The organism is Haloterrigena turkmenica DSM 5511 (genome assembly GCF_000025325.1).
GTDB lineage: Archaea > Halobacteriota > Halobacteria > Halobacteriales > Natrialbaceae > Haloterrigena > Haloterrigena turkmenica.
In genome coordinates this window covers 1,714,967-1,738,678 of record NC_013743.1, presented here as the reverse complement: position 1 = coordinate 1,738,678, position 23,712 = coordinate 1,714,967, and the positions used below count along the sequence as shown (strand labels likewise).

General features: G+C 65.9%; 25 protein-coding genes. 8 read left to right on the top strand and 17 right to left on the bottom strand.

The window, feature by feature from the left end; all coding sequences use genetic code 11:
- Positions 1–44: 44 nt before the first annotated feature.
- Complete coding sequence (locus HTUR_RS08215) at positions 45–419, bottom strand: TlpA family protein disulfide reductase (RefSeq protein ID WP_012942856.1); 375 nt, start codon at positions 417–419, stop codon at positions 45–47.
- Positions 420–615: 196 nt separating this feature from the next.
- Between HTUR_RS08215 and HTUR_RS08210 the strand changes: the two genes are divergently transcribed.
- On the top strand, positions 616–1,590 hold the full coding sequence (locus HTUR_RS08210; RefSeq protein WP_012942855.1) for a PLP-dependent cysteine synthase family protein: 975 nt from the start codon (positions 616–618) through the stop codon (positions 1,588–1,590).
- Positions 1,591–1,693: 103 nt separating this feature from the next.
- Complete coding sequence (locus HTUR_RS08205; RefSeq protein ID WP_012942854.1) at positions 1,694–2,389, top strand: hypothetical protein; 696 nt, start codon at positions 1,694–1,696, stop codon at positions 2,387–2,389.
- 117 nt (positions 2,390–2,506) lie between these two features.
- Here the strand turns inward: HTUR_RS08205 and HTUR_RS08200 are convergent, their stop codons facing one another.
- The 5 genes from HTUR_RS08200 to cyaB all read right to left on the bottom strand — a co-directional run bounded on the left by HTUR_RS08200 (position 2,507) and on the right by cyaB (position 7,679).
- On the bottom strand, positions 2,507–3,103 hold the full coding sequence (locus HTUR_RS08200) for a DUF5804 family protein (protein WP_012942853.1): 597 nt from the start codon (positions 3,101–3,103) through the stop codon (positions 2,507–2,509).
- A gap of 95 nt (positions 3,104–3,198) precedes the next feature.
- A complete protein-coding gene (locus HTUR_RS08195) occupies positions 3,199–4,377 on the bottom strand; it encodes a tRNA sulfurtransferase (protein WP_012942852.1) in 1,179 nt (392 codons plus the stop codon).
- Positions 4,378–4,445: 68 nt separating this feature from the next.
- A complete protein-coding gene (locus tag HTUR_RS08190) occupies positions 4,446–5,687 on the bottom strand; it encodes an MFS transporter (RefSeq protein ID WP_012942851.1) in 1,242 nt (413 codons plus the stop codon).
- 136 nt (positions 5,688–5,823) lie between these two features.
- A complete protein-coding gene (locus HTUR_RS08185) occupies positions 5,824–7,029 on the bottom strand; it encodes a methionine adenosyltransferase (protein ID WP_012942850.1) in 1,206 nt (401 codons plus the stop codon).
- 107 nt (positions 7,030–7,136) lie between these two features.
- Positions 7,137–7,679 carry a class IV adenylate cyclase gene (cyaB, locus tag HTUR_RS08180; protein WP_012942849.1) on the bottom strand — a complete coding sequence of 181 codons (543 nt, stop codon included), beginning with the start codon at positions 7,677–7,679 and terminating at the stop codon, positions 7,137–7,139.
- Positions 7,680–7,773: 94 nt separating this feature from the next.
- Between cyaB and HTUR_RS08175 the strand changes: the two genes are divergently transcribed.
- Positions 7,774–8,739 carry an FKBP-type peptidyl-prolyl cis-trans isomerase gene (locus tag HTUR_RS08175; RefSeq protein ID WP_012942848.1) on the top strand — a complete coding sequence of 322 codons (966 nt, stop codon included), beginning with the start codon at positions 7,774–7,776 and terminating at the stop codon, positions 8,737–8,739.
- Positions 8,740–8,869: 130 nt separating this feature from the next.
- Positions 8,870–9,403, top strand: a complete 534-nt coding sequence (locus HTUR_RS08170; protein ID WP_012942847.1) for a hypothetical protein — start codon at positions 8,870–8,872, stop codon at positions 9,401–9,403.
- A 33-nt stretch (positions 9,404–9,436) separates the two neighbouring features.
- Here the strand turns inward: HTUR_RS08170 and HTUR_RS08165 are convergent, their stop codons facing one another.
- On the bottom strand, positions 9,437–10,063 hold the full coding sequence (locus tag HTUR_RS08165; protein WP_012942846.1) for an RAD55 family ATPase: 627 nt from the start codon (positions 10,061–10,063) through the stop codon (positions 9,437–9,439).
- A 151-nt stretch (positions 10,064–10,214) separates the two neighbouring features.
- On the opposite strand from HTUR_RS08165, the gene pyrB reads away from it, so the two are divergent.
- From pyrB to HTUR_RS08150, 3 genes are all read left to right on the top strand, one after another.
- Positions 10,215–11,168, top strand: coding sequence for an aspartate carbamoyltransferase (gene pyrB / locus HTUR_RS08160; protein WP_012942845.1), 954 nt, complete (start codon positions 10,215–10,217; stop codon positions 11,166–11,168).
- The gene (pyrI, locus tag HTUR_RS08155; RefSeq protein WP_012942844.1) at positions 11,161–11,646 is read left to right on the top strand and encodes an aspartate carbamoyltransferase regulatory subunit; all 486 of its coding nucleotides are present in this window, start codon (positions 11,161–11,163) and stop codon (positions 11,644–11,646) included. The genes pyrB and pyrI overlap by 8 nt, the downstream gene beginning before the upstream one ends.
- A gap of 376 nt (positions 11,647–12,022) precedes the next feature.
- Entirely contained in the window at positions 12,023–12,862 is an 840-nt protein-coding gene (locus HTUR_RS08150; protein ID WP_012942842.1) for a hypothetical protein, read from the top strand.
- A 323-nt stretch (positions 12,863–13,185) separates the two neighbouring features.
- On the opposite strand, the gene HTUR_RS27920 is transcribed toward HTUR_RS08150, so the two are convergent.
- Positions 13,186–13,725: a hypothetical protein gene (locus tag HTUR_RS27920; RefSeq protein ID WP_049941659.1), complete on the bottom strand. Its 540-nt coding sequence runs from the start codon at positions 13,723–13,725 to the stop codon at positions 13,186–13,188.
- A gap of 308 nt (positions 13,726–14,033) precedes the next feature.
- Here HTUR_RS27920 and HTUR_RS27915 point away from each other — a divergent pair, with 308 nt between their 5' ends.
- Complete coding sequence (locus tag HTUR_RS27915) at positions 14,034–14,474, top strand: hypothetical protein (RefSeq protein ID WP_012942840.1); 441 nt, start codon at positions 14,034–14,036, stop codon at positions 14,472–14,474.
- 80 nt (positions 14,475–14,554) lie between these two features.
- Here HTUR_RS27915 and HTUR_RS08135 read toward each other — a convergent pair whose 3' ends face one another.
- The 9 genes from HTUR_RS08135 to HTUR_RS08090 all read right to left on the bottom strand — a co-directional run bounded on the left by HTUR_RS08135 (position 14,555) and on the right by HTUR_RS08090 (position 23,702).
- A complete protein-coding gene (locus HTUR_RS08135) occupies positions 14,555–15,343 on the bottom strand; it encodes a hypothetical protein (RefSeq protein WP_012942839.1) in 789 nt (262 codons plus the stop codon).
- A 102-nt stretch (positions 15,344–15,445) separates the two neighbouring features.
- The gene (locus HTUR_RS08130; RefSeq protein ID WP_012942838.1) at positions 15,446–16,213 is read right to left on the bottom strand and encodes an enoyl-CoA hydratase/isomerase family protein; all 768 of its coding nucleotides are present in this window, start codon (positions 16,211–16,213) and stop codon (positions 15,446–15,448) included.
- 76 nt (positions 16,214–16,289) lie between these two features.
- A complete protein-coding gene (locus tag HTUR_RS08125; protein ID WP_226377494.1) occupies positions 16,290–17,471 on the bottom strand; it encodes a 4Fe-4S binding protein in 1,182 nt (393 codons plus the stop codon).
- Between the two features lie 630 nt (positions 17,472–18,101).
- Positions 18,102–18,770, bottom strand: a complete 669-nt coding sequence (locus tag HTUR_RS08120; RefSeq protein ID WP_049941851.1) for a helix-turn-helix domain-containing protein — start codon at positions 18,768–18,770, stop codon at positions 18,102–18,104.
- A gap of 132 nt (positions 18,771–18,902) precedes the next feature.
- Positions 18,903–19,742 (bottom strand): ABC transporter permease, encoded by an 840-nt coding sequence (locus HTUR_RS08115; protein ID WP_012942835.1) that lies wholly within the window; start codon positions 19,740–19,742, stop codon positions 18,903–18,905.
- Positions 19,739–20,710: an extracellular solute-binding protein gene (locus HTUR_RS08110; protein WP_012942834.1), complete on the bottom strand. Its 972-nt coding sequence runs from the start codon at positions 20,708–20,710 to the stop codon at positions 19,739–19,741. The genes HTUR_RS08115 and HTUR_RS08110 overlap by 4 nt, the downstream gene beginning before the upstream one ends.
- Positions 20,711–20,926: 216 nt before the next feature.
- The gene (mobB, locus tag HTUR_RS08100; RefSeq protein ID WP_012942833.1) at positions 20,927–21,454 is read right to left on the bottom strand and encodes a molybdopterin-guanine dinucleotide biosynthesis protein B; all 528 of its coding nucleotides are present in this window, start codon (positions 21,452–21,454) and stop codon (positions 20,927–20,929) included.
- A 213-nt stretch (positions 21,455–21,667) separates the two neighbouring features.
- Positions 21,668–22,480: a TorD/DmsD family molecular chaperone gene (locus HTUR_RS08095; protein ID WP_012942832.1), complete on the bottom strand. Its 813-nt coding sequence runs from the start codon at positions 22,478–22,480 to the stop codon at positions 21,668–21,670.
- 28 nt (positions 22,481–22,508) lie between these two features.
- Positions 22,509–23,702 (bottom strand): 4Fe-4S dicluster domain-containing protein, encoded by a 1,194-nt coding sequence (locus HTUR_RS08090; RefSeq protein WP_012942831.1) that lies wholly within the window; start codon positions 23,700–23,702, stop codon positions 22,509–22,511.
- Between the last annotated feature and the right edge of the window lie 10 nt (positions 23,703–23,712).

Genomic DNA, 23,712 nt, shown 5'->3' with positions numbered 1-23,712 from the left:
CGCCAGTAAAACGCGAGCGAAACGGCCGGACCGACCTGAATCGCTTACGCCAGTTCGTCCTCGAGTCGCTGGGCCAGCCAGATCGCCGGCGGCTGGTCCTCCTCTTCGACGAACCGCGTGACTTCCTCGCCGTCGTCATCCAGCACGACGACCGTCGGGATGTACTCGATACCGTACTCCTCGACGCCGGGACCCTGCTTGTCCTCGTCGACCGCGATCTCTTCGATGCGATCCTCAGGAACTTCCGCGGCGTCCAGTGCCGCGCCGAAATCCGGCAGAAGCTTCCGGCAGTCCTTACACCAGTCGCCGCCCCAGACCTTGTACACCAGTTCGTCGTTGTGCGCTTCGAGCGTGTCGATCGCGTCCTCGTAGGAGGCCTCGTCCCACGCGGGATTGGGCTCCATGGTCTCGAGACTCATACTTCCCGATAGCGCGTCCGGGGGCTTAACGACGGTGTTTCCGTCACGGGAACGAATAGCCGGCCCGTCCTGCCTGAGTCCAGAACTGGTTTTATACCGATTATCGTACGTCGGTGAGCGAATTCACCGACTATCGGTGAATTCGCGTAACTCGGTACAATAAACAGTATATGGCTCGACTTCTTAGGGGTCGCCAATGAAAGGCAGCATCCTGGACACAATCGGCTCGCCGCTCGTCCAGGTCGACTCGCCGGAAGGGGCGACGATCGCCACCAAGATCGAATCGTTCAACCCCGGCGGCTCGGCGAAGGACAGGCCGGCCCGCGAGATGATCCGGGCGGCCGAACGCGAGGGGCGGATCGAACCCGGCGACTGGCTCGTCGAACCGACCAGCGGCAACACCGGCATCGGGCTCGCGCTGGTCGCGGCCGCCCGCGACTACGATCTGACGATCGTCATGCCGGCGGACAAGTCCGAAGAGCGGCGCCGAATCATGGCCGCCTACGGCGCCGAACTCGAGTTGGTCGAGGGCAACATGGAGGACGCCCGCGCTCGAGCGGACGAACTCGAGGCCGAGGGCGCGATCCAGCTCGGCCAGTTCGAGAATCCCGCCAACCCCGAGGCCCACTACAAGACGACCGGCGAGGAGATCCTCGAACAGGTCGGCGACCGCGAGATCGACGCCTTCGTCGCCGGCGTCGGCACCGGCGGCACGATCTCCGGCACCGGCCGGCGGCTCCGTGAGGAGTTCCCCGACATGGACATCATTGCCGTCGAGCCGGCGCGCAATGCCGTCCTCTCGACCGGCGAGTCCGGCAGCGACGACTTCCAGGGGATGGGGCCGGGATTCGTCAGCGACAACCTCGATCTCGACCTGATCGACCGCGTCGAGACCGTGAAACTCGAGAACGCCGAGGACGAGTGCCGACGCCTCGCCCGCGACGAGGGCGTCCTCGTCGGCCAGTCCAGCGGCGCGACGAGCCTGGTCTCCCAGCGGATCGCCGACGAGATCGCCGAACCCGGCCTCGAGTGTCCGGAGGTGCCGGGCGCGTTCGACGAGCCGGCGGCCGCGCCCGAGCCCGACGGGGGCCGGGTCGACGACTGCCCGCTCGTGGTCACGGTCTTCTGGGACAGCGGCGAGCGCTACCTCTCGACGGGCCTGTTCGACTGACGTCGGTTGCTCGCGTCGCCGTTCGACTAGCCCTTTCGGGACGCGGAAATCGCTCTTTTACCTTGGCGAACTCCTTTGAGGTATCCGGGTGTCCCCTCGAGTAATGACAGATCGATCGCGGCGGACGATCTTGTGTGGCACTGCTGGACTGTTCGCCCTCACTGCCGGCTGTCTCGACGAGATGGACGTCGCATCGGAGAACGGCGATCCCGACGACGACCCCGAGGGGGCAACGGGCGACGACGATCCCGACGACGGAACCGAGCCGAGCAGTATCGAGACGTACGACACCGTCTCGTATACGCGAAACGAAGCCGTCGATCCCACCGGTGAACTCTTCGTCGACGCCGGCGGCGCCGATAGCTGGCTCATAGAGCGCGGGCTCGACGAGGAGCAGTACGTCGATTTCGTCGACGATACCCTGTTCGACGACTCTATTTTGCTGGCCCTCGAGGCCGAAGCGCCGCAGTTAAATTACGAACTCGAACTCGAGACGGTCGCGCTCGACGCGCCGGCAGACCAGGGGGGAGACGACGAAACGGAAGACGGCGAGGAAGCTCACGGAGCGAGCCTCGCCATCAAAGCGGTGGTCACCGAGGCGGCCGACGGCGAGGAATCGAACGACGTCGGGGGAACCCAGGTGATCTCCGTCGGCAAGCTCGTCCGGGTGACGTTCGATGGTGAACCGGTGACTACGGCCGCTGCGTCGATCGTCGACCACCACGGCGACTCACACGGATTCACCATGACCGTCGAGCGCTCGAGCGAATCGGCGCCCGAACCGGACGAAGACGCCTGACGATGGACGGAGGCGACCGAGGACAGTCGCTGGCGTTTGCTGACGACGCCGACGGCTGTGCGTCTCGAGCGTGAGATTCGCGACGAGTATGTGAGAGCGGTAGTAACCGATACAAACTCACGGCGAGTGTTCCGCTTCCGTGAGACGAACGACGAGCGTCTCCTCGACGTCCCGGAGATCGTACGTCGGGAGTTCGCCGCCGGTCCGGCGCACGTACAGCGGTTCGACGAGTCGCCAGTTCGTCGCGGTGTCGCGCGTCTCGCCCGCTTCCGCCGATTCGTCCGACTTGGCGGTATCTCCGGTCGCGGTATTCCCTCCATTCGCGGTCGACGCGGCGGTATCGCCGTCGGCCTCGGTCTCGGCGTCGGGGTCCGGGCCGACCCGCTCGAGGCCGTAGATCTTGCAGAACTCGGCGGTGTCGGCGGGCTCGAGGTCGCCGTTGCGGAGTTCCGTCGCGAGCGCTCGCGAGAGCCACTCGTCCTCGCTGACGCTCGGCTCCTGGACGAGCGCCTCGTCGACGAACCGGGTGAGATACCAGTTCAGATCGTTCAGCAGGGAGACGGCCGCGCCGACGCTGACCGTCCGCAGGGAAATCGAGTTCTCGAACGGGCGGCGCAGATCGTACGTCGCGAGGGCCTCGCGGGAGGTCTCCCGGGAGAGGAGTTCGTACTGGAGGTTACAGTCGGGGTCCCCGATGAGACAGACGCGAGTCACTACGTTGTGATCCGCCCGTGGCCGTAATGTGGGTTTCGGCTCCGAGTTCAGCGCGATCGATGCGCGGCGTTGGACGGCGTCAAGTGGACTCGCGATCAGGGCGCGACCAGCGTCGCGTTCTTCGCCGCTTCCTCGGCCCGCTCGAGGAGGTCGTCGGGCTCGTGTGCGAGCAGCGGCTCGAGGCGGGCGTTGGTCTCGACGCGGTCGGGGGTGACGCGGTTGCAGCCGGCGTCGATCGTCGAGTCGGTGAACGTGCCGATCTCGCGGGCCTGGGCGACGATGTCCTGCTTGTCGCGGGTGAGCAGCGGGCGGTGGATCGGGAGGTCGGCGGCGCGGCTGGTGACGCCGAGGTTCTGGAGGGTCTGGCTGGACTTCTGGCCGACGGCCTCGCCGGTGACGATCCCATGGGCGTCGACGCGCTCGGCCAGCGTCTCGGCGGCCCGGTAGAAAAAGCGGCGCAGGGAGAGCATCCGCCCCTTGTCCATCTCTCGAACCAGCAGGTCGACCGTCTCGCCCCCGGGAATCCGGTAGACGTCCATGTCGAAATTGGGCGCGTACTCGGAGAGGAGCCGGACGGTCTCCATCGCGCGCGCTTCGTGGTCGATCCCGCCGTAGTCGCCGAGGTCGACGTAGGCCGGCACGATCGGGCTCCCCCGCTTCATGATCTCGTAGGCCGCGACCGGCGAGTCGATCCCGCCGCTGACCAGCGCGACCGCGGGCTCCTGGGAACCGAGCGGTAGTCCGCCCGGTCCGGGGCGCTTCTCGAGGTAGACGTAGGTGCACTCGTCGCGGACTTCGACGCCGAAGGTGACGTCGGGATCGTCGAGGTCGACTTCGGGCTCGAACTCGTCCTCGACGGCGGCCCAGACGGCGTCGCCGCCCTCGCGGGCCAGATCCTCGCTGCTGTAGGGGACGTCCTTGTTCGCCCGGCGGGCGTCGACCGCGAACGCTCCGCCGTCGTAACACTCGCGGGCGGCCTCGGTCAGCGCCTCGATGATCCGTTCTTTCTCGGTACTGACGGTCAGGGCGGGGCTGGCCGAGACGACGCCGAAGGCGTCGGTGGCCGCGTCGGTTGCCTCCTCGACGGCGTCCTCGGTCGTGTGGATCAGCGGTCGATTCCACTTGCGCTCGACGTCGCCTGGGATCGAGCGGTCCGCGAGGAGGGCCTCGAGGTTCTCACAGAGGACGTCCACCATGTACCGCTTGACGGTGTTGCTCTTGGTGTTGAGATCCCCGTGACGAACGAGGACGGTATCGGCTCCCGGGGGGGACATGAACGTGGATAGCAGGTCGTAGCTATAAGGGGGTTACGAGGCACGGACTCGAGGGCACATCCGAGGGTTCAACTCACCGATTCGCCGACGGTCGGACTCACGTGGCCGGTGTGGACGTAGATGCCGGCGACGAGGACGATCCCCGCGAGCATCGGGATGACGGCGCTGGCGGCGTAGAGGCCGTCGAACCCGAACCCGAGGTCCTGTATCAGCGGCAGCGAGACGAGCGGCCCGAGCGCGCCGCCGACGTCGCCGAAGACGTTGTTCGTCCCCATCGCGCGGCCGACCCGCTCCTCGGGCGTGAGGTCGGCCAGCAGCGCCGTCAGCGGGCCGCCGACGCCGCCCTGTCCGGCGCCGATCAGGACGCAGGCCAGCACCAGCACCTCGAAGCTCGAGCCGAAGGCGAGGACGGCGAAGCCGACACAGGAGGTGACGAGGAAGCCGAGCATGACGGGGACGCGCGCGCCGACCGAGTCGGAGAGCGCGCCGCCGCCGAGGGTGAACACCGACCCCGACAGCACGGTGACGGCCATCAGCATCCCCGAGGAGCCCTGTGCGTCGAGCCCGAAGATGGAGATGGCGCGCACGTCGATCAAGAGCACCAGCGTCGAGAAGAGGACGCCGATGTACGCGAAGTAGAGCCCGAAGTTGACGAGGCCGATCGTCAGCGCCGGGAGGCTCCGCTCGACGTCCCAGGGTTTGACCGCGCGCTGTTCGCCCTCGACGTGGGTCTCGGGGACGATCAGGTAGGCGATGATACTCGCCAGGCCAGCGAACGAGGCCGCGAGGACGAACGCCTCGACGTTCCCCCAGAGGTCGCTGACGACCCCGCCCATGACCAGCCCCGCGGGGAAGCCGAAGGTAATTCCCGCGCGGACGATTCCCATGCTGGTCCCCCGCGAGTCGGCCTCGCTGACGTCCGCTGTGATCGTGTAGGCGGTCGCGAAGACGAGGGCGCTGCCGATCCCCCAACACACGCGGGCGAGCATGAACCAGCCCTCCGGGAACGACGAGACGATGGCGACGACGTAGCCGAACGTCGCCAACCCCTCGATCGCCAGCCCCGCGACGAACGGCGTTCGGGTGCCGATGCGATCGATGAGCACGCCCGCCGGCGCGTTGGCCACGAGCCGCGTGATCCGGTTGGCGCTCAGGATCAGGCCGACCAGAAACGGAGAGATACCCAGTACCGTACCCAGGTTCGGCAGGATCGGAAAGACCACGCCGCCGCCGAAGCCGACGAAGAAGGTACTGGCGACGACGGCGAGGACGACGCGATTGGAACCGGTGACGGTGGAGGGCAGTTTCACTGGCGATCGCTCTCGAGAATCTCGGTAGTCGCTACCTACATAGCAACGCGTTGGGGCTCAAGGATCTGTCGGAACCGGCGGTAGAGACCGCCTCGAGCGGCCGAATATCGATCCGCAAAGAGGCGAATCGACCGTCTCAGAACGTCGAAAGCTCGCCGTCGATCACGCGGCGAGTGATGTCCGTGACGTTGGCGAGTTCCTCGTCGACGATGGCCTCGACGTCGTCCTCGACGTCGCCGACCGCGACGCCCTCCTCGGTGACCAGCTCGACGTCGGCGACGTGGGGCCGGTCGATCGGGCGGCCGATCTGGGAGAGCAGTCGGACGCGCAGGTCGCGGATCTCGTCGACGTCGTCGACGACCGATTCGGCGATCTCCGTCGAGAGCAGGTTGTAGATCTTCCCGATGTGGTTGACGGGGTTCTTGCCGCTGGTCGCCTCCATCGACATCGATCGGTTGGGCGTGATCAGGCCGTTGGCGCGGTTGCCCCGGCCGACGGAGCCGTCGTCGCCCTGCTCGGCGGAGGTGCCGGTCACGGTGAGGTAGATCGAGCCCTCGTCGTAGTCGTCGGCGTTGTTAACGTGGACGGCGACCTCGCGGTCGGTGTACTCCCCGGAGATCTCCTCGACGAACGCCTGCACCTCGTCGACGGCGTCGGCGTACGCGTCCATGTCCGCGATGTACTCGTCGATCATCGCCGCCGCGACGGTGACGTCGATCCGGTCGCCCTCGCGCTTACCCATGATCTTCACGTCGGGACCCAGATACGGATTCTCGTCTGCGAACTCGCCGTTGAGCCGCCGCTCGGTCTCGAGGACGATCTGCTCGGTTTCGGTCAGCGGGGCGTGGCCGACGCCGTAGCTCGTGTCGTTGGCCATCGGGACGGACACCTCGTCTTCGCCGAAGACCTCTTGGAGGTCGCCACTGCCCTCGCCGAGCTTGACGTCGACGACGATGTCCTCGCCGAGCTCGAGTTGCGGGATCGTCTCCGACAGGTAGTCGCGGGCAGCCCGCAGCGCGATGGTCTCGGCGGGGATGGTCTGGCCCTCGTAGCTCTTGGTCGCGCGGCCGACGATCAGGAGATAGATGGGATCGACGACCTCGCCGCCGCCGAAGGCGGGCGCGGCCCGGCCGGCGACGAGTTGCGTCTCGTCGGTGTTGAAGTGCAGCACTTCTCCCACGCGGTCGATGTACTCGCGGGCCAGCGCGCCGGCGACGGCCTCGGCGACCCCGTCACAGATCGAATCGGGATGGCCGATCCCCTTTCGCTCGACGACTTCGACTTCCTGGTCTTCCACTGCCTGACGGTCGATCGACTCGACCCGAATGTTCCGCTCGCTCATTACCGGGGATTGGCGGAGCGTCGTTCTATAACTTGCGGATATGATTTCACAGTCCGATCATAACTGACAGGAGTTATCGTGCGTCCAGCCGTCACAAACGGGTCGACTCAGGACTCGAGCAACAGCCCCAGATATGAGGTCCTGAGCTGGTCGTCCGGATCGAGCTCGAGTCGCTCGAGGATCTCGTAGGCCCCCTCGCGGGCCGACTCGAGGTCGACCTCCTCGGCGACCTCGGTCTCGACCTCGACGTACTCGCCGACGTCGTCGACCGCGTCGAGAGTGACGGTGTAGCCTTCGAGCCCGTAACGCTCGCGTTCCTTGCGGACCGTCGCGGCCGCCTCGAAGCCGAGGCTCGTCAGGACGGCGTCCATCGTCTCGCCGTCGCCGACGCCGGTCTCGAACTCCTCGCGGCTCTTGGACTCGTCGTCCAGCAGCGGTCCCTTGTAGGTGATCCGGCTCTCGGCGCCCGCGCCGTCGGACGACTCCCGTCGGATGCGCAAGGCCTCGTCGGTCTCGGGGAACGACCGGTGGGGCGCGTCGTAGTACGTATCCGCCTGCACGACGGTCCGCTTTCGAGTCGCGCCGAGATCCTCGAGGCGATCCCGGACGGCCTCGAGATCCGCGGGAACCTTCACTTCGACCTCGTACATGGGTGAGCGCACGCGGACCGGCCGTAAGTATCGGTCGTTCTCCCGCTCGCGCAAAAGCGTCGTCCTTAAATGTAGACGGCGGGACGTACAACGTATGACCGAGGAACAGGAGGCCGAGCTCGAGGAGCAGGCCGATGACGTCGAAGCAGAAGTAGAGGACGAAGGCGCCGACGAGGCCGAGGGGCTTCAGGAGGGCGACTTCGTCGAACTAGAGTATACCGCGTACACCGCCGACGACGACCAGCTGGTCGACACGACCGATCCCGAGGTCGCCGAGGAGGAAGGTGTCGACGACCAGGGCCAGGAGTTCAAGCCGCGGACGATCGTCCTCGGCGAGGGCCACATCTTCGGGGCCGTCGAAGACGACATCATCGGCTCCGAGCCCGGTGACGAGGGGACCGTGACCGTGCCCGCCGAGGAGGCCTTCGGCGAGTACGACCCCGACGACGTCCAGACCGTCAGCGCCGAGAAGATCGACGAGGACGACCGCTACCCCGGTGCGAACGTGCAGATCGACGGCCAGCAGGGCTACATCAGCACGATCATCGGCGGCCGCGCCCGCGTCGACTTCAACCACCCGCTCGCCGGCGAGGACGTCGAGTACGAGTACGAGATTCTCGGCGAGGTCGACGACCGCGAGAAGCAGGCCGCCGGCCTGTTCGAGATGTTCCTCGGGATGGAGCCCGAGCTCTGGATCGAGACGGACGAGGTCGAGGAAGAGGTCCCCGTCGAGCCCGACGAGGACGACGAGGACGCAGAGCCCGAGTTCGAGACCGAAACCGTCGAGAAGGAGACGCTCTACCTCGAGGCCACGCCCCAGATGACGATGAACCAGCAGTGGATGATGGGCAAACAGCAGATCGGACAGCAGATCATCGACCAGATCGGCGTCGACCGCGTCATCGTCCAGGAAGTCATCGACGGCATGGGCATGGGCGGAATGGGCGGTATGATGGGCGGTATGGGCGGCATGGGCGGCGGCGACATCGAGGAAGCCCTCGAGGACGCCGACGTCGACGCCGACGAGATCGTCGAAGAGCTCGAAGGCGCCGAGGAGTAACCGCTCGTCCGCTCTCGATTTCGTATCGCGCCGTAACCGACCGTCGTTTTGCGGTCCCTGATCGACACCCGGACGTGCACGTGCGCGGATCGGATTTTTCGCCCGCAGGCCCGTACCGCGTCACCGACGGATGGTCGATTCGACTGGCGAGAGCGACGCGAATCCGGTCTCCGGCATCGGGATCGACGATCTGAAACAGTGGATCCTGCTCGACGGCAATCGGTTCCTGCTCGCGGCGGTTCTCGCGGCCGCGTTCGCGCTGGCGTTGCTGTCCCTCACGGTCAGCAACCTCGCGCCGCTGGCCGACCCCCAGTCGCTGTTCTACGCATTCAGTGGGCTGATCTCGGGGAACTTCACGCTGATCACGGTCGTCGTCTCGATTAATCAGCTGTTGCTTTCGCGGGAGCTGCAGTCGCCGGGCGACCTCGAGTCCGAAATCGAGGAGACCGTCGCCTACCGCGAGGCGGTCGAGTCGGTCATGAACCGGACCGGGCTGTCGGGGCCGACGTTCGGGCGACCGCTCCAGCGGATCGTGTTTCCGATCGCCGCGGCGGTGGGCTCGTTCCCCCTCGCGCTGCTGTTCGCGTATATTCTGCGAACGGCGACGGTGACCGAGCGGACGGCCGCGATCACGCCGTTCACGACGCCCGAACAGGAGGTGTAGCGGACGGCTGGCCCCGCCGCGTTCGGCCCCCGATCAGGCGATGTCGCGGCTCGTGTCGATTGCCACTTCCTCGGTCAACTCGAGTTTAATCGCCTCGGTCGGCTGGCTGCCGCCGCGGAACTTCGGGACCGTGAGGTGGTTCTCGAGTTCCGTGCCGGCGATTTCGGTTCGGAGGTCGAAGACGGCGTCGACGGCGTGGTACGTCCGCGACCGGTTCGCCGGCTCGTCACCGCCTTTCAGACAGTGGAGGACGGCGATCGAGCCGGTCTCGAGCATCTGCGACTTGAGCTCGTTGAGAAATTCGATGTAGTCGTCGGTGTCGGTCCGCTCTAAGACGTCCATCGTGTCGATGATGAGGTTCGCGCCGTCCGGGAGCGCGCCGATGAGCCGCGTCGCCTCCTCGAGAGGGGCGTCGCCGGTGACCTGGCGGACGGTCGGACTGCCGACCTCCGAGGGGGAGCTCTCGATCGCGTGGCGGACGGCGTCGTCGGAGCGCTCGGTCGTAAGATAGAGGGTGCCTCGGGCGGCGGTGAGCTCGTAGAGGAGCAGCTCCGACTGGCTGGCTGGATCGGCGGTGTACGCGACGATACATCCCGGTGGGAGCCCGCCATCGAGCTTTCGGTCCAGCACGTCGATTCCGGTGTCCAGCCGACCGACCATACAATTGAGACCAATTACCGCAGCGGCCGCATAACTCTTTGGCTTCCGTTTAGTTCGCGATCGAGAGACTGTCGCGGGATCGGTTCGGTTCGCGATGGGATCGTCGCCGAAGGGAGAGATTCAAGGTGGAGGCAGGTCCCAACACGAACGAATGCGCCACGATCACCTCATCACGAGCAAACAACTCACGCGGGGGGATATCGAGACCATCCTCGACCGCGCGGCCGAGATCGACGCCGATCCGTCGGCCGTCGCCGACCGGCACACGAACACGTTGCTCGGCCTCCTCTTTTTCGAACCGAGCACGCGCACGAAGATGAGCTTCGAGACCGCGATGAAACGGCTCGGCGGCGACGTCGTCGACATGGGGTCGGTCGAGTCCTCGAGCGTCAAGAAGGGAGAGACACTCGCCGACACCGTCCGGGTCATCGAGGGGTACACCGACGCGCTCGTCCTGCGCCATCCCAAGCAGGGATCGGCGACGATGGCCAGCGAGTTCGTCGACGTTCCGCTGGTCAACGCGGGCGACGGGGCGGGCCATCACCCCAGCCAGACGATGCTCGATCTATACACCATCCGGGAGAACGCTGGGCTGGACGACCTCACGATCGGGATCATGGGCGATCTGAAGTACGGCCGAACCGTCCACTCGCTGGCCCACGCGCTGACGAACTTCGACGCCCAGCAGCACTTCATCAGCCCGGAGAGCCTCCGACTGCCCCGCGAGGTCGTCTACGACCTCCACCAGGAAGACGGCGGTGCCGGCATCCGCGAACACGAGTCACTCGAGGAGGTCCTCCCGTCGCTGGACGTCCTCTACGTCACCCGGATCCAGCGCGAGCGGTTCCCCGACGAGCAGGAGTACCAGAAGGTCGCCGGCGAGTACCAGATCGGTTCCGAGACGCTCGAGGCGGCCGGCGACGACCTGACGATCATGCACCCGCTGCCCCGCGTCGACGAGATCGCGCCGGAGATCGACGAGACCGACCACGCGGCCTACTTCGACCAGGCCCACAACGGCGTGCCGGTCCGGATGGCGCTGCTGGATCTGCTCTTGAGCGACGACGGAGCGGCCGACCGACTCGGAGGTGGGTCCGATGAGTGACGATCACGACCACCACGACGGCGACGAGCACGAACTGCGGGTCAGCAAGATCCGGAGCGGGACCGTGATCGACCACGTCCGCGGGGGACAGGCGCTAAACGTGCTGGCGATCCTCGGCATCGACGGCAGCGAGGGCGAGGAGGTTTCCGTCGGCATGAACGTCCCGTCGGACCGACTCGCGCGCAAGGACATCGTGAAGGTCGAGGGCCGCGAGTTGAGCCAGGACGAGGTCGACGTGCTCTCGCTGATCGCGCCCGATGCGACGATCAACATCGTTCGCGACTACGAGGTGATCGAGAAACACCGCGTCGAGCCGCCGGAGATCGTCGAAGGGGTGCTGTCCTGTCCGAACGCCGGCTGTATCACGACCAGCGGCGAGCCGGTCGACTCCCGGTTCGAGGTGCTCGAGGAGGGCGTGCGGTGTGACTACTGCGGGACGATCGTTCGGGACGAGATCGCCGCGCTGATCGACACCTGAGGCCCGCTACCGGTGTCTCGCCGAACGGCGACGGTTCCCTAGAACCGGCAATCGTTTCTTCATTTCTAGAGCGTTATCCAGAATATCTAAGTGGTTGCCGAGCGACCGGTATACTGTACATGTCCCGTACAGTGAAGCTCCTGGTTGCCCTGTTCGCTATCGTCGTCCTCTGGAAAGTCGTCAGTGGCGGCTCTTCTGACGTCGATATCGAGGAAATCGAGTACGAACCGGCCGAATAATCCCGTTTACCGCTCGAGGGCGAGTCGGCGTTCGTCGCTCGGCGACTACCGACGGTTTCTCCTCGAGCCCGCGACTCGCCGGCTAGATTTTCGTTCGAATCCGAACGGCTTACAGGAACGGCGCCGTACGCGGAGGTATGTACGGCGTCGTCACGCGTAACGCTGAAGAGGTCCGCTGGCCGGAGTTCGACCGCGGCTTCTACGAGGTCAAGGACGTGACCGGCCGGTCCGCCGACCCCATCGAGGACGGCGTGAACATGGTCTCCTGTTTCGGCGACAACGCCGCCGCGGACGCCGACCCGTCGCTGGTCCCCGTCGACGATATGGGCCGACCGGCCGACCGCGAGCGGGAGTACTTCGACTGGGCCTACATCTGTCCCTCCCGAGAGGACTACCGCGAGGGGCTGTTCGAGATTATCGACGACTGCGTCGAGGCGAATCCGGACGTCCGACTCGACGATATCGGCTTCCCGCGGGCCGAGTACTGTCGCTGTGGCATCTGCGAGCAGCGCTTCGCCGAAAGCGAGTATGACGACCGGGACCAGTGGCGCGCGAGCGTCATCACCGAGTTCGTCGCCGAGGCCGCCGACCGCATCCCCGGCGACGTCTACATGACTCTCTACCCCGACCCCTACCCCGGCCACCTCTACGAGCGGGCCGGCATCGACCTCGAGGCCATCGAGGAGTACGTCGACGAGTTCGTTGTCCCGCTCTACGATACCGCCTACGAAACGACCTACTGGCTCGAAACGATCGCGAAGGGGTTCGAGAGCGCGCTCGAAACGCCGTTCAATATCGAATTGTACGCGGTAAACGTCGACGTCGACAACCTGATCCACGCCCTCGAGGTCGCCGAGGAGTACGGAAACGGCGTCTTCTTCGGCTACGAAGCCAGCAACGCACGGGCGGCGCTGCGACGGCGGCGGGCCGACGAGCGAGAGGGGGTCACCCACGGCGAACCGAGTTCCGAGTCGTAGTCCGCTCACCTTGCCTCGAGCGGGCCATCCAAGCGCATATTACCGCGACGACCGTCGCTATCGTGGCCGATTATCGCCTGCCTCGTTCATGATGGCACAATAACACTATTGCGCGACGCGTTCGGCGGTGCGGCGCGCTCCTTGTGCCTCGTTTCTCGCCCTCGTTCGTCCACGGAACGCTGTTTCAGGAGTTGGTCGCGGCCTACTGCGCGGAACTGACGAGGCCCTTTATTGCGAGTTCCGTCGCCCGTGCCGGCGAGGAGTAACTCCTCGAGTACACCATGACAGATCACCAGCAGTCCACCCAGGAGTCGACGGAGCGACTACAGCAGACGACGATGAATCAGGGCCAGGAGGCCATCGAGCAGGCGATCGATCTCCAGCGGAACATGGCCCGGATGGCCCTGAGCGCGATGCAGTGGCAGGAGACGGCCCAGCAGCAGGGCCTCGAGATGACGAAGTCGATGATGCAGGGGTTTCCGGGCCAGCAGTTCACCCAGTCGATGATGCAGAGCTATCTGCAGGGTCTCGAGGCCGTCGTGCCGGACATGGAGCGAGCGATGGAGAAGGGAATGCAGGCCGCCGCCCAGCCGGGGATGGAAATGGGCCAGCAGATGGAGCGGGCCGGACAGCAAATGGAGCACGCGAGCCAGGGCGTGGGCCAGCAGGGAATGACCGGCGGCATGCAGCCGACGGGAACGAGCAGTCACCAGATGGGCGGCCAGCAGCCGAACGGACAGCGGATGGGCGGCCAGCAATCCGGCGGTCGGACGGGTGGCCAGTGGAACCCACAGGAGACCGGCGGTCGGATGACCAACCAACCGACGGGCGGCCGGCAGATGGGAAGCCAGCAACCCGGCCACTCGAGTCAGGGGATGGGCGATCGCTCACAGCAGATGGGTAGCCAACGGACGGGTGAGCAGCCGACTGGCCAGCAGATGGGCGGTCGCAGCCAGCAGTCGACACGGCAACAGTATCCACAGACCGGCGAGTGGGTTTCCCAGGAGCAGACCTACGGCGGCGAGGCGGCCGGAACGATGGGACGGAACCAGCCCCAGTCCGGCCAGTCGGAGACCGGCTACGAGTCACAGGGTCAGCCCGGGTATCGGAGTCCGTCACAGGGCGAACAGATGGAAACGGAGACACAGCAGGGCCGTCGATCCGCACGCCCATGCAGAGCCCGTCCGAGACGCAGGGTCAGTACGGCCAGCAGGAGCGCGGCTTCCAGTCGTCTCAGCACGACCAGGGGGGCTCGCAATTCCGGTCGTCCCAGCAGGAGCAGGGACGACACCAGCCGCCGCAGCGAACCGAACAGCGGACGCAGACCCAGCCGCAGTCCCAGCAGGGCCAGTCTCGAGAGCAGTACTCACAGCGAATCGACACCGACCGGCGCGGAGGCGACCGCGGCCGACAGCGTCAGTCGATCGCGCAGGAACAGGGCCGACAGGGTGAATCACCGACGCGAGGGTTCGAATCGTCTCCAACCGACGCGGAACACGACGCCGATCCCGACGAGACGCCACAGGACGACACGGTGCCCTCGGCCGAGCGAAGCGAAAACGAGACCGACGAGGACACCGATAGCGACTCACTCGAGGAAACAGAAGAGTAGCGATATCGACCGCGGGGTCGTGAGGCCCCGCTTGCTCGAGCATCGCGAGGGCTCAGCGAGGATGGGTCGGGCGAGCGTGACTAGCGCGTGTCGTTGCCGATGCGATCGTCGTCATCGTCGGAGTCGCGGTCGGTGTCGTCACCGATCAGCGAATCATCGTCGTCATCGTCACCGATGAGACCGTCATCGTCGTCGTCACCGATCAGCGAGTCATCGTCGGTACGACGATCAGTGTCATCGGTGCGGCGATCGTTGTCGTCGCCGATGAGGCCGTCGTCGTCGGAGCGACGGTCGTTGTCGTCACCGATCAGCGAGTCGTCGTTGTTGTCGTCACCGATGAGTCCGTCATCATCGGAGGTGCGGTCGTTGTCGTCGCCGATGAGGCCGTCGTCGTCGGAGCGACGGTCGTTGTCGTCACCGATGAGGCCGTCGTCGTCGGAGCGACGGTCGTTGTCGTCACCGATCAGCGAATCGTCGTTATCGTCGCCGATGAGGCCGTCGTCGTCGGAGCGACGGTCGTCGTCGTCACCGATCAGGTCGTCGTCGCTACGGTCGGTCGTCGTGGTCCGATCCGTGTCCATATCCGTCGCGCCGCCGGCGCTGGTCGCGCCGCCACCGGCGCTGCCGGAGAGATCGCTCTCGAGGCGGACCTCGTCGTTCGTGACGCGGGCCACCGAGCCCTCCTGGAGCGGGTAGGTGTCCTCGTCGGTTCCGCCCCAGCCGAGTTTGGCTTTGATCGTGTCTGTGATTCCCGGATCCGGTTCGACGTGCGCGGTACCGTGTTCGACGTCCGCGATCAGGCCGACCTCCTCGCCGTTCGCGTTGACGACGGTCTTGCCGATATCGTCGTCGGTAAACTGTGGGGACATTGCAATAAACTAGACACCAAAGAAAAGGATGACGGTGGTGCTTGCGGTGGCTTGCGGTTCGAGTCGTGATAGTTCTTCACTGGTGGACGCCGAGCCCCGCCGTCAGTCGTCGAACTCCGGCTCTCGGTCCTCGAGGAACGCGGCGACCCCCTCCGCGTGGGCGTCGGAGGTACGCGCCTGCACCTGCAACAGGTTCTCGTGGTCTAGCGCCTCCGACCAGTGGCGAGCCATGTTCTCGTGCATGGCTCCTTTCATCAGGCCGATGATCTCCGTCGGGCGACCCCGGAGTTGCTCGAGGGTCTCGTCGACGCGGTCGTCGAGTTCCTCGGGCGGAACCGCCTCGTTGATCAGGTCGAGGTCGGCCGCCCGCTCGGCGTCGAAGAACTCGCCGGTGAACGCGAGCTTCTTGGCGGCTCTGAGGCCGATGATGTGGGGCAGCATGAACGTCCCGCCGGTATCGGGGACGAGGCCGATCCGAACGAACGCACAGGAGAAGGTCGCGTCGGCGGCGGCGTAGGCGATGTCCGCCAGGGCGACGAGCGACAGCCCGGCGCCGATGGCGTCGCCGTTGACCTTCGCGACGATCGGCAGGGGGCACTCGAGCATCGCCTCGACGACGCGGCCGAAGCTCTCCTCGACCTCCGTATACGCCTCGCGGGCCGACTCGGGCTGTTCCGCCAGCGCCTCGAGGTCGCCGCCGGCGCTGAAGGCGTCGCCCTCGCCGGTGAGGACGATCGCGTCGTACTCCGCCGGCGAGGCCGCCTCGATCGTGTCGGCTAGCTCCGTGGCGATCGCTTTCGTCATGGCGTTGAGCGCCGCCGGCCGGTCGAACGCGATCCGAAGAACGTCGTCGTCGCTGTCGACGTGCATACTCGAATGTCAGTCGCCGGATTCATAACGATGACTAGTCCGTGTCTCGAGGGAAAGCGACGAGCGCGGATCGGTATCAGTGCGTTGCGAGGACGGCGGCGACGACGTAGGTACTCCCCGTCATCAGTGCAGCGTGGGGCGCGAACGCTTTCAGTGCGCGTTCTCTCGAATCGGTCATCGTTTTCGCTACCTGCCAGGCGATTAGCGCGCTCCAGAGGACGGCGAGCCAGAGCCAGCCGGTGACGAAAAACTGCTCCCAGGCCGAGACGAGTTCTGGGCTCGCTCCCGCGGGGAGACCCAGTGGAAGCCCGAGTCCTCGAGCGAACACGTTCAACGCGTGCCCGCCGTCTTCGAGCAGTCCGCCGATGGCGTGTGACCCGAGCGTGAACATGATGCCCAACGGGGCGTAGGCGAGCCCGAACTTCGTGAACGACCGCTCCCAGTCGATACCGCCCCAACCGCTCGCCAGTCGGTTGACGGCGGTAAATCCGATAATCGTCGCCGCGATGCTGATGAGGTAGGCCGCGGTCGGCGAGAGCACTCCCGGCAACCGCTGAACGACCGCCATCCCCTCGACGGCGTCACCGAGCACGTGATCGATTGGGAATACGGCCCAAATGAGCAGCGCGATAAGCGCTTCGTCCACGAGCGGAATGCGTTCGGTGACGACTTTCGCGCCCGGCCAGCGAAACCGCAACTCCACGTCCTCCTCGGGCTGTTCGGTCGTACACTTCATACATGCCGTACACCGGCGGTCAGTGCTCAGAAAGTCGCTCTTGTACTCGAGGGTGGCACAGGCGACGCCGGTGTCCCTGTTCTGAGCGATCTCGAGCGGCGAAAACTTCGAGGTCACGCTCATCACGCCCGTGGCGGGGCAAATATACCGACAGAAAGCCTGTCGCTGGTAGACGAGACTGACGCCGACGGCGACGCCCAGGATGGTGAGCCAGTACACCGGGATGAGTCGCGGCGTGTACGCGACGCCCACTTTGTACATCGGCCACCGAGCCATGGCGAACGTAAGCGCAGTCAGCGAGAGAACGGAGACGGGGAGCCCGAAGACGAGCCATTTCCGCGTGTACATCGGGAAGTGACGGTGGAGACCGAATCGCTGAGTGAACCGAACGATGGCTCCCATGGGGCAGACGTAACACCAGATCCGTCCGAGAAACACGAGGCCGAGAACCATGACTGGGGCCCACCAGAGGCCGAAAAAGGCGACGTTCCCGAAGTTCGCGCTCGAGTCCGTCGGGCCCACCGCGGCCCGATAGATCGCGTAGAAGAAAATCGCGACCGTAATCAGGTTGACCGCGTGCTGAACGTTTTTATTCGTGAATAGGAACCGAAATACCCGATTCCGTGTAATGACGATCTTACGATTCGATTCGGTGCGATCGGTGGTAGTTCGATTCGACCGTTGATCCTCTGTTGCCATCACTGGCTGTTATTCACGACTTCGTAACTCCGTTCTGGTTCAACGAACGAAATGGATTTTACATGGAATTTGTGATGATGTTTGGCCAATTGAACCAGTGATGTAACATTCTATCCTACGGAGAAGCGTCCCGGATACGGAACGCGTTACTCGTCGCTCACGCGGACCGAAGCGTGCCGACTGTCCCACCACTCTCCGACGCGTTCCAGTTGTCTCTCTGACCTCGGTTCTGTCAGTCGTCTACAGGATGAACGGTCTACGCGGGACGCTGAATTCAACAGCACACACGGAACGCTGAATACAACGGCTACACCTCTCGGAGGACGCCGCTACGCGCCCAACAGATCAACGGGTGTCAAACTGCGAGAACCGTGTGATGCCGATGCGAAAACATCGAGTGCCGCCGGAAGTGGCCGGCGGAACCGCGAGTCGGCTGGACCAGTGTTGACCTGCTCAGTTCGAGGGCACCGGCGGGGCCACGGTCTCGTCCTCGGAGACGTTTAGCTCCGAGGTGACGAGCGCGCGATAGGCCCGGCGGAGGCGCTCGGAGAGCGCCTGGTGGGAGATGCCGAGCTCCTCCGACAGCTCTTGCATCGAGACCTCACGGGGGATCTCGAAGTAGCCGTGATCGATGGCCGCGACGAGGGTCTCGTATTGCCGAGCGGTGAGGCCACACTGGCTTTTCGTCTCCTCTGCGAGATCGAACAGGCGAACGATCGTCGGCGTGACGCCGGCCTCGTCGAACCGGTCGTAGAGCGAACTCACGCTCTCGCGGTCGGCGAACCGAATGCTCAGCAGCCACGTGTCACTCGAGGCCGAGGCGCTCAGTACGGTGCCGTTCTCCTCGAGGATCAGCTCGAAGATGTCGATGGTGTCCGGTTCGAACTCGATGTCGTAGAGCCACCGGTCGTCCTCGCTGTTGATCAGCGCGTAGGCACCGATCGCCGAGGCGTCGTTCAGCGCCGTCTCGATATCCTCCTGGGATGGGCCCGACAGCCAGAGGCCGTGGCCGCTCGAGGCGATCACGCGCTCCATTTCACAGGTCAGTGAGGGGACGGCCTCGAACAGCTCGCCGGTTCCGGTTCCGTCGGCCGGAATCTCGATGTCTGCGATCGATGTCATGAGTTCAACCATGAGTACGACGGGGATCCCAATAACCCCATTTCCAAAGAGATTAGCGGTGATGAAACCGAATTACACTATTACTGATGTATCTTGCAAGCACGTCTTCCATAAGCTATTACCGGTTCACCGTCAGTACCGACGCGCTGACCCGACGAGCACCTGAACGAGCGCGACCACGCCGACTGTAATAACCAGTAGCGCCAGCGCGATCGGGACGATCGCCTCGAGACCGCGGGCGATTCGCAAGACGTCGATGCGCGTCGGCATCGTCCGCGGGTTGTACGCGACCATCATCGTGGCGCCGAACTCGCCGAGTGCCCGGACGAACGTCAGGACGATCCCCGCAGCGATGGCGTTTCGCGCCAGCGGCAACGAGACCAGTCGGACCGTCTCGAGGCGCCCGTACCCCAGCGTCCGGGCGGCCTCCTCGACGCGCGGATCGACGTCGTCGAAGCCGGCGCGGACGGTGACGACGAGAAACGGCGCGGCGACGAACGTCTGGGCGAGGATCACGCCGGCGTAGCTGTCGGTCAGCGGCACGCCGAGCGCCGCCGCCGTCGAACCGATCGGCGTATACCGGCCGACGACGGTCAGCAGCATCACGCCGCCGACGATCGGCGGCAGGACTAGGGGCAGCGAGACGGCGGCCTCGAGGAGGCGCTTGCCGCGAAAGTTGGCCCGCGAGAGGACGTACGCGAGCGGGACGCCGAAGACGGTCGCGGCGGCCGTCGAGATCGGTGCCGTCACCAGCGAGGTCCTGATTGCGTCTCGCGTGGCGGGGTCGGCGAGGCCGCCGATCACGTCGACCGAGCCCACCTGCGCGAAGAACACGGCGAACGGGACGACGAAGTACGCGAGCAACACCGCGCCTAGCAGTGCCGGAACGGCCATCCCGTCAGTCAGGCGCTCGAGGCCGCTCCCGAACGGGGACGCGTTCGCATCGTCCGTCCGCGCACCGATATCGGTCACGGCTCGATCGCCTCCGGCACGTTCCCGTTCGATCGCGGGAGCGCATCGCCGACGCGGAGCCCGCAGTCCTCCAGGAGCGCGGGCTCCTCGAGCAGGAAGGAAACGAACTCCCGGCCGGCGTCGGGGTTGTCGGCGTCGGCCCGGACCGTCGCGTTGTAGACCGCCGGCCGACCGCGGGCCGCGTACCCCTCGTCGGTCGTGTACGTCGCCGTCGCGTACGTCTCGGCGTGCGTCGGATCCCCGAAGTTGTACGCGTCGGGCAACTCGCAGAACGGCAGTTCGTGATCGACGGCCATGTTCCGGTAAACGACCGCACAGGCGCGGTTTCCGGCCTCGACGCCGGTCAGTAGCTTCGACTCGTCGGGCTCGCGGGAGGCGGTATCGAGCATCGCCTCGCGAAACCCCTCGAGATCGTGTCGACGCTCGGCGAGTTCGAACAGCTGGGCGGCCCGGTAGCCGAGCGGGTCCAGGTCGGGATCGCTGATCGCGAGGTCGTTCGCACCGGCATCGACGATGACCTCGTACCACGGCTCGTCCCCCGCGAGTCGGCCGCCGAGGGCCGTGTCGGGATCGTAGGCGATGCCGACCTCGTTAGCGGCGAACTCGACGTCCCAGTCCGTCCGCTCGGGGTAGAGCCGGTCTCGCAACAGCTCGGTATCGGCGCTGACGACCACGTCAGGGTGTTTGGTCCCCTCCTCGATCATCCGCATCACGACGGTCGACCCGTGGTACTCGCCCTGATAGCTGCGTCCCATCTCGGACTCGAAGGCCGGACCGACCGTCTCCTCGAGCGCGACGGCGAGGCTCCCGGCCGAGAGGACCCGCACGCGGTCGGCCGTGCCGAGACAGCCGGCCGTCCCGACGATGCCGGCCGCCGTCGCGCTCGCGGCCGCGAGAAAGGCCCGGCGACCGCCGCCGGCCGGTCCGGCACCGCGTTTCGTCCGGGGATCGTCGCCGCGAGTCACCATACGTCTCACTCGAACCCGCCGTTCAATATAACTGGTTCTCGTTCCTATTTTGCGGGAAGATAACCGAAACAGGTTTCGATAGCGGGTACTCGATCGATCCGAGGAACGCCCGGTACTCGATCGCGGGACGGCCCGCGGTGGCGGTAGATCGACGATCGGCACGAGTTCGATTGTCGACCCACGTTCGTTCGTCGCCGTCGGCCAGCGGAGGCCCGGTCACTCGCGCTTGATGAGGGGCTCGAGCCCGCGGATCGTCTCGACGAGCGCCTCGAGGTCGTCTGCGCCGCGGCCGACGACGGGGCCGCCGACCGCACTCGGGTCGCGGTCGCCGACGAGGATCGTCGCCAATGGGGCCGCCGAGAACCCCTCGACGACGACGAACGCGTATCCCCGCTCCTCGAGGCGCTGGAGCGTGCTCGCGAGCGCTCGGAGCTCCGGATCGTCGGCCTCGCCCTCGAGCACGGCGTCACCGTCGGATCGGTCCGGCGGGTCGCGCTTGCCGCGAGCGGTGATGTCGAACGTGAGTTCGGGGGTGACGCCGACGACCGTCTCGGCGCCCGCGGTTCGGTGGCGGTGGGTGTCGGCGCCCGGCGTGTCGATCTCGATGTCGTGGTGGATCGACTTGACCGTCGCGACGCGGCCGTGATCGGCCAGTCGCGGAACGAGCCGTTCGACGAGCGTGGTCTTCCCCGAATCGCTCGGCCCGGCAAGACAGACGACGCGAAACGGTGGCTCCTGACTCATCTCTGGTAGGGTCGCTTCGGGGGACGAACGGAAGACTCGTTCGACGCGGGCACGCGCCGTCGCGGGTATCGTCGTTCCGGTCAGCGGCGGCGATGGCGCTCACCCGAACTGTGGCACGAGACGGGTGCGGGTCACGGCGTGACGGCGCTGCCACTCGAGACCGGGTCGACGACGCCGCTCGACGGACGCCCCGCCGCGAGGCCGCTGTCGCCGTCAGTGCGGGCCGTCGCGGTCACCCATCGGCATCTCGGCGCTGCCGGGCGAGGGGGTCGGCGTCCCCGATCCGTTCGAGCCGCAGGTTCCACACCGGAAGTCCCCGTCGCCGCCGCCGGTGAGCCCCTCGGTCGGCGCCGGCGGCACCTCGGGGAAGACGTCCGGTTCGATCCCGAACCGGTCGGCGTCAGTCTCGACCAGCGCTACCACGAGATCCGCGAGCGCCCGATAGAACGGGTCGTCGGCGTCGTCGTGGACCGTCTCTCGGAACCGCGGGACCCAGCGCCCGAGGTGATCCTCGAGGAAGTCCGCCTGGGCGTTCGAGACGATGTCGACGCCCTGTTGATCGTCCGACTGCTCGAGGTAGGCCGTCTGCAGGGCCAGGTGGGAGACGAACTCGAGTTCGATGCAGAGGTGGTCGACCCGCTCGCGGTTGCCGTCCTCGAGGTCGAGGTCGAACGCACCGTAGAAGCCGGCGATGTCGGCGAGCGTGTCGGTGTTCGTCACGAGCGTGCCCGAACCGTACTCGACCTCGTACTGCTGAATCTCGCCGCCCTGCTCGAAGCCGAACAGCGCGGCGTACGTCGAGTAGCAGTCCTCGATCTCGTCGGCGTCGTCGGGGCTCAACTCGGCGACCGTCTCGGCGTGCTCGCGGAGGTCGTCGTCGCCGAGCGCCGCGGCGGACTCGACGAGCTGGTCGTCGAACTCGTCGGAGCGGATCGCCTCGCGAAGGTCGTCGGTCGGCCGGTCGAACGCCATCGACGCGAGCTTGTACAGTCGCGCGCGGTGAACGTGGTGGTCTGGTCGTGACATTGGTGTGGCTATGGTGGGTTCGTAGTCGTTACGCGATGTCGAGCCGGTAGGCGTCGTGCTGGCTGTCGAAGCGATCGCGCTGGTAGGTCGGTTCCTCCATCGGAACGCGGGCGACCGTGTGGCCGTCCTGGTCGTAGCCGATCGCTTCCTCGTCGGTCACTTCGAACTCCTCGATGCGCCACTCGGTCGATCCCATCAGGTGCAAGACGCCGCGGAGCTTGCGGTACTCCTCGTCGCCGCGGCGGGCCTTCCGGTAGGTCTCCTGGGCTTCCTCGACGCCCGGGCCGAACATCTGTTCCAAGTAGTCCGTCGGGACGTTGATCGGTGGGATGTAGTAGACGTTGGGCTCGAGCCCCAGCTGGGGGTACAGCGGGAGCGCGACCTCGGCGTCGTGGACCATGTAGTCGACGGGCGCGGAGGTGTCGGCGTTCTCGGGGGTGTTGACCCAGCCGTGCATCCGGATCTTGCCGAGACAGTTCTCGAAGCACTGCGGGACCTTCCCCTGCTCGACCTTCGGGTAGCAGCCGACGCACTTCTGGGAGTTCATCGCGACGGAGTTGTAGATCGACTTCCCGAAGGGGCAGGCGCGAACGCACTCCTGGAAGGACTGACAGCTGTCCTCGTCGAGCAGGACGATACCGTCCTCCTGGCGCTTGTAGATGGCCTGGACGGGACAGCCGCCGGCGCAGGCGGCGAACGTGCAGTGGTTACAGACTCTGGGAAGGTAGAAGAACCACGTCGGGTGGTGGTCCTCGTCGATGTGGGTATCCGACTCGAACTCCTGACCGGTGGGTTCGTCCTCGCCGAGGTTCGGTTGGGCCCAGTCCTCGTCGTCGGGACGGAAGCCCTCGATCCCCTCGCTGTGCATGGTTTCCGGATCGTCGTCGGCCGCCATCGACTCCCAGTCGAAGTCGCGGGCCTCGAAGATCGTGTCGCCGTCGTAGACGCCGTCCGACCCCCACTCGTGGACGCCGAGTCGGTCGAGGATCTCGACGTCCCACTGCAGCGGGTAGGAGCCGTAGGGCTTGGTCTCGACGTTGTTCCAGAACATGTGCTCCTGGCCCTCGTTGTTGGTCCAGGTCGTCTTACACGACAGCGAGCACGTCTGGCACGCGATACACTTGTTCAGGTCGAACACTGCGCCCCACTGTTTCTCCGGACGCGCTTCCGGGTACGGGTACTCCATCTCGCGGCCGATCTGCCAGTTGTAAACTTCTGCCATTGTGAGTCAC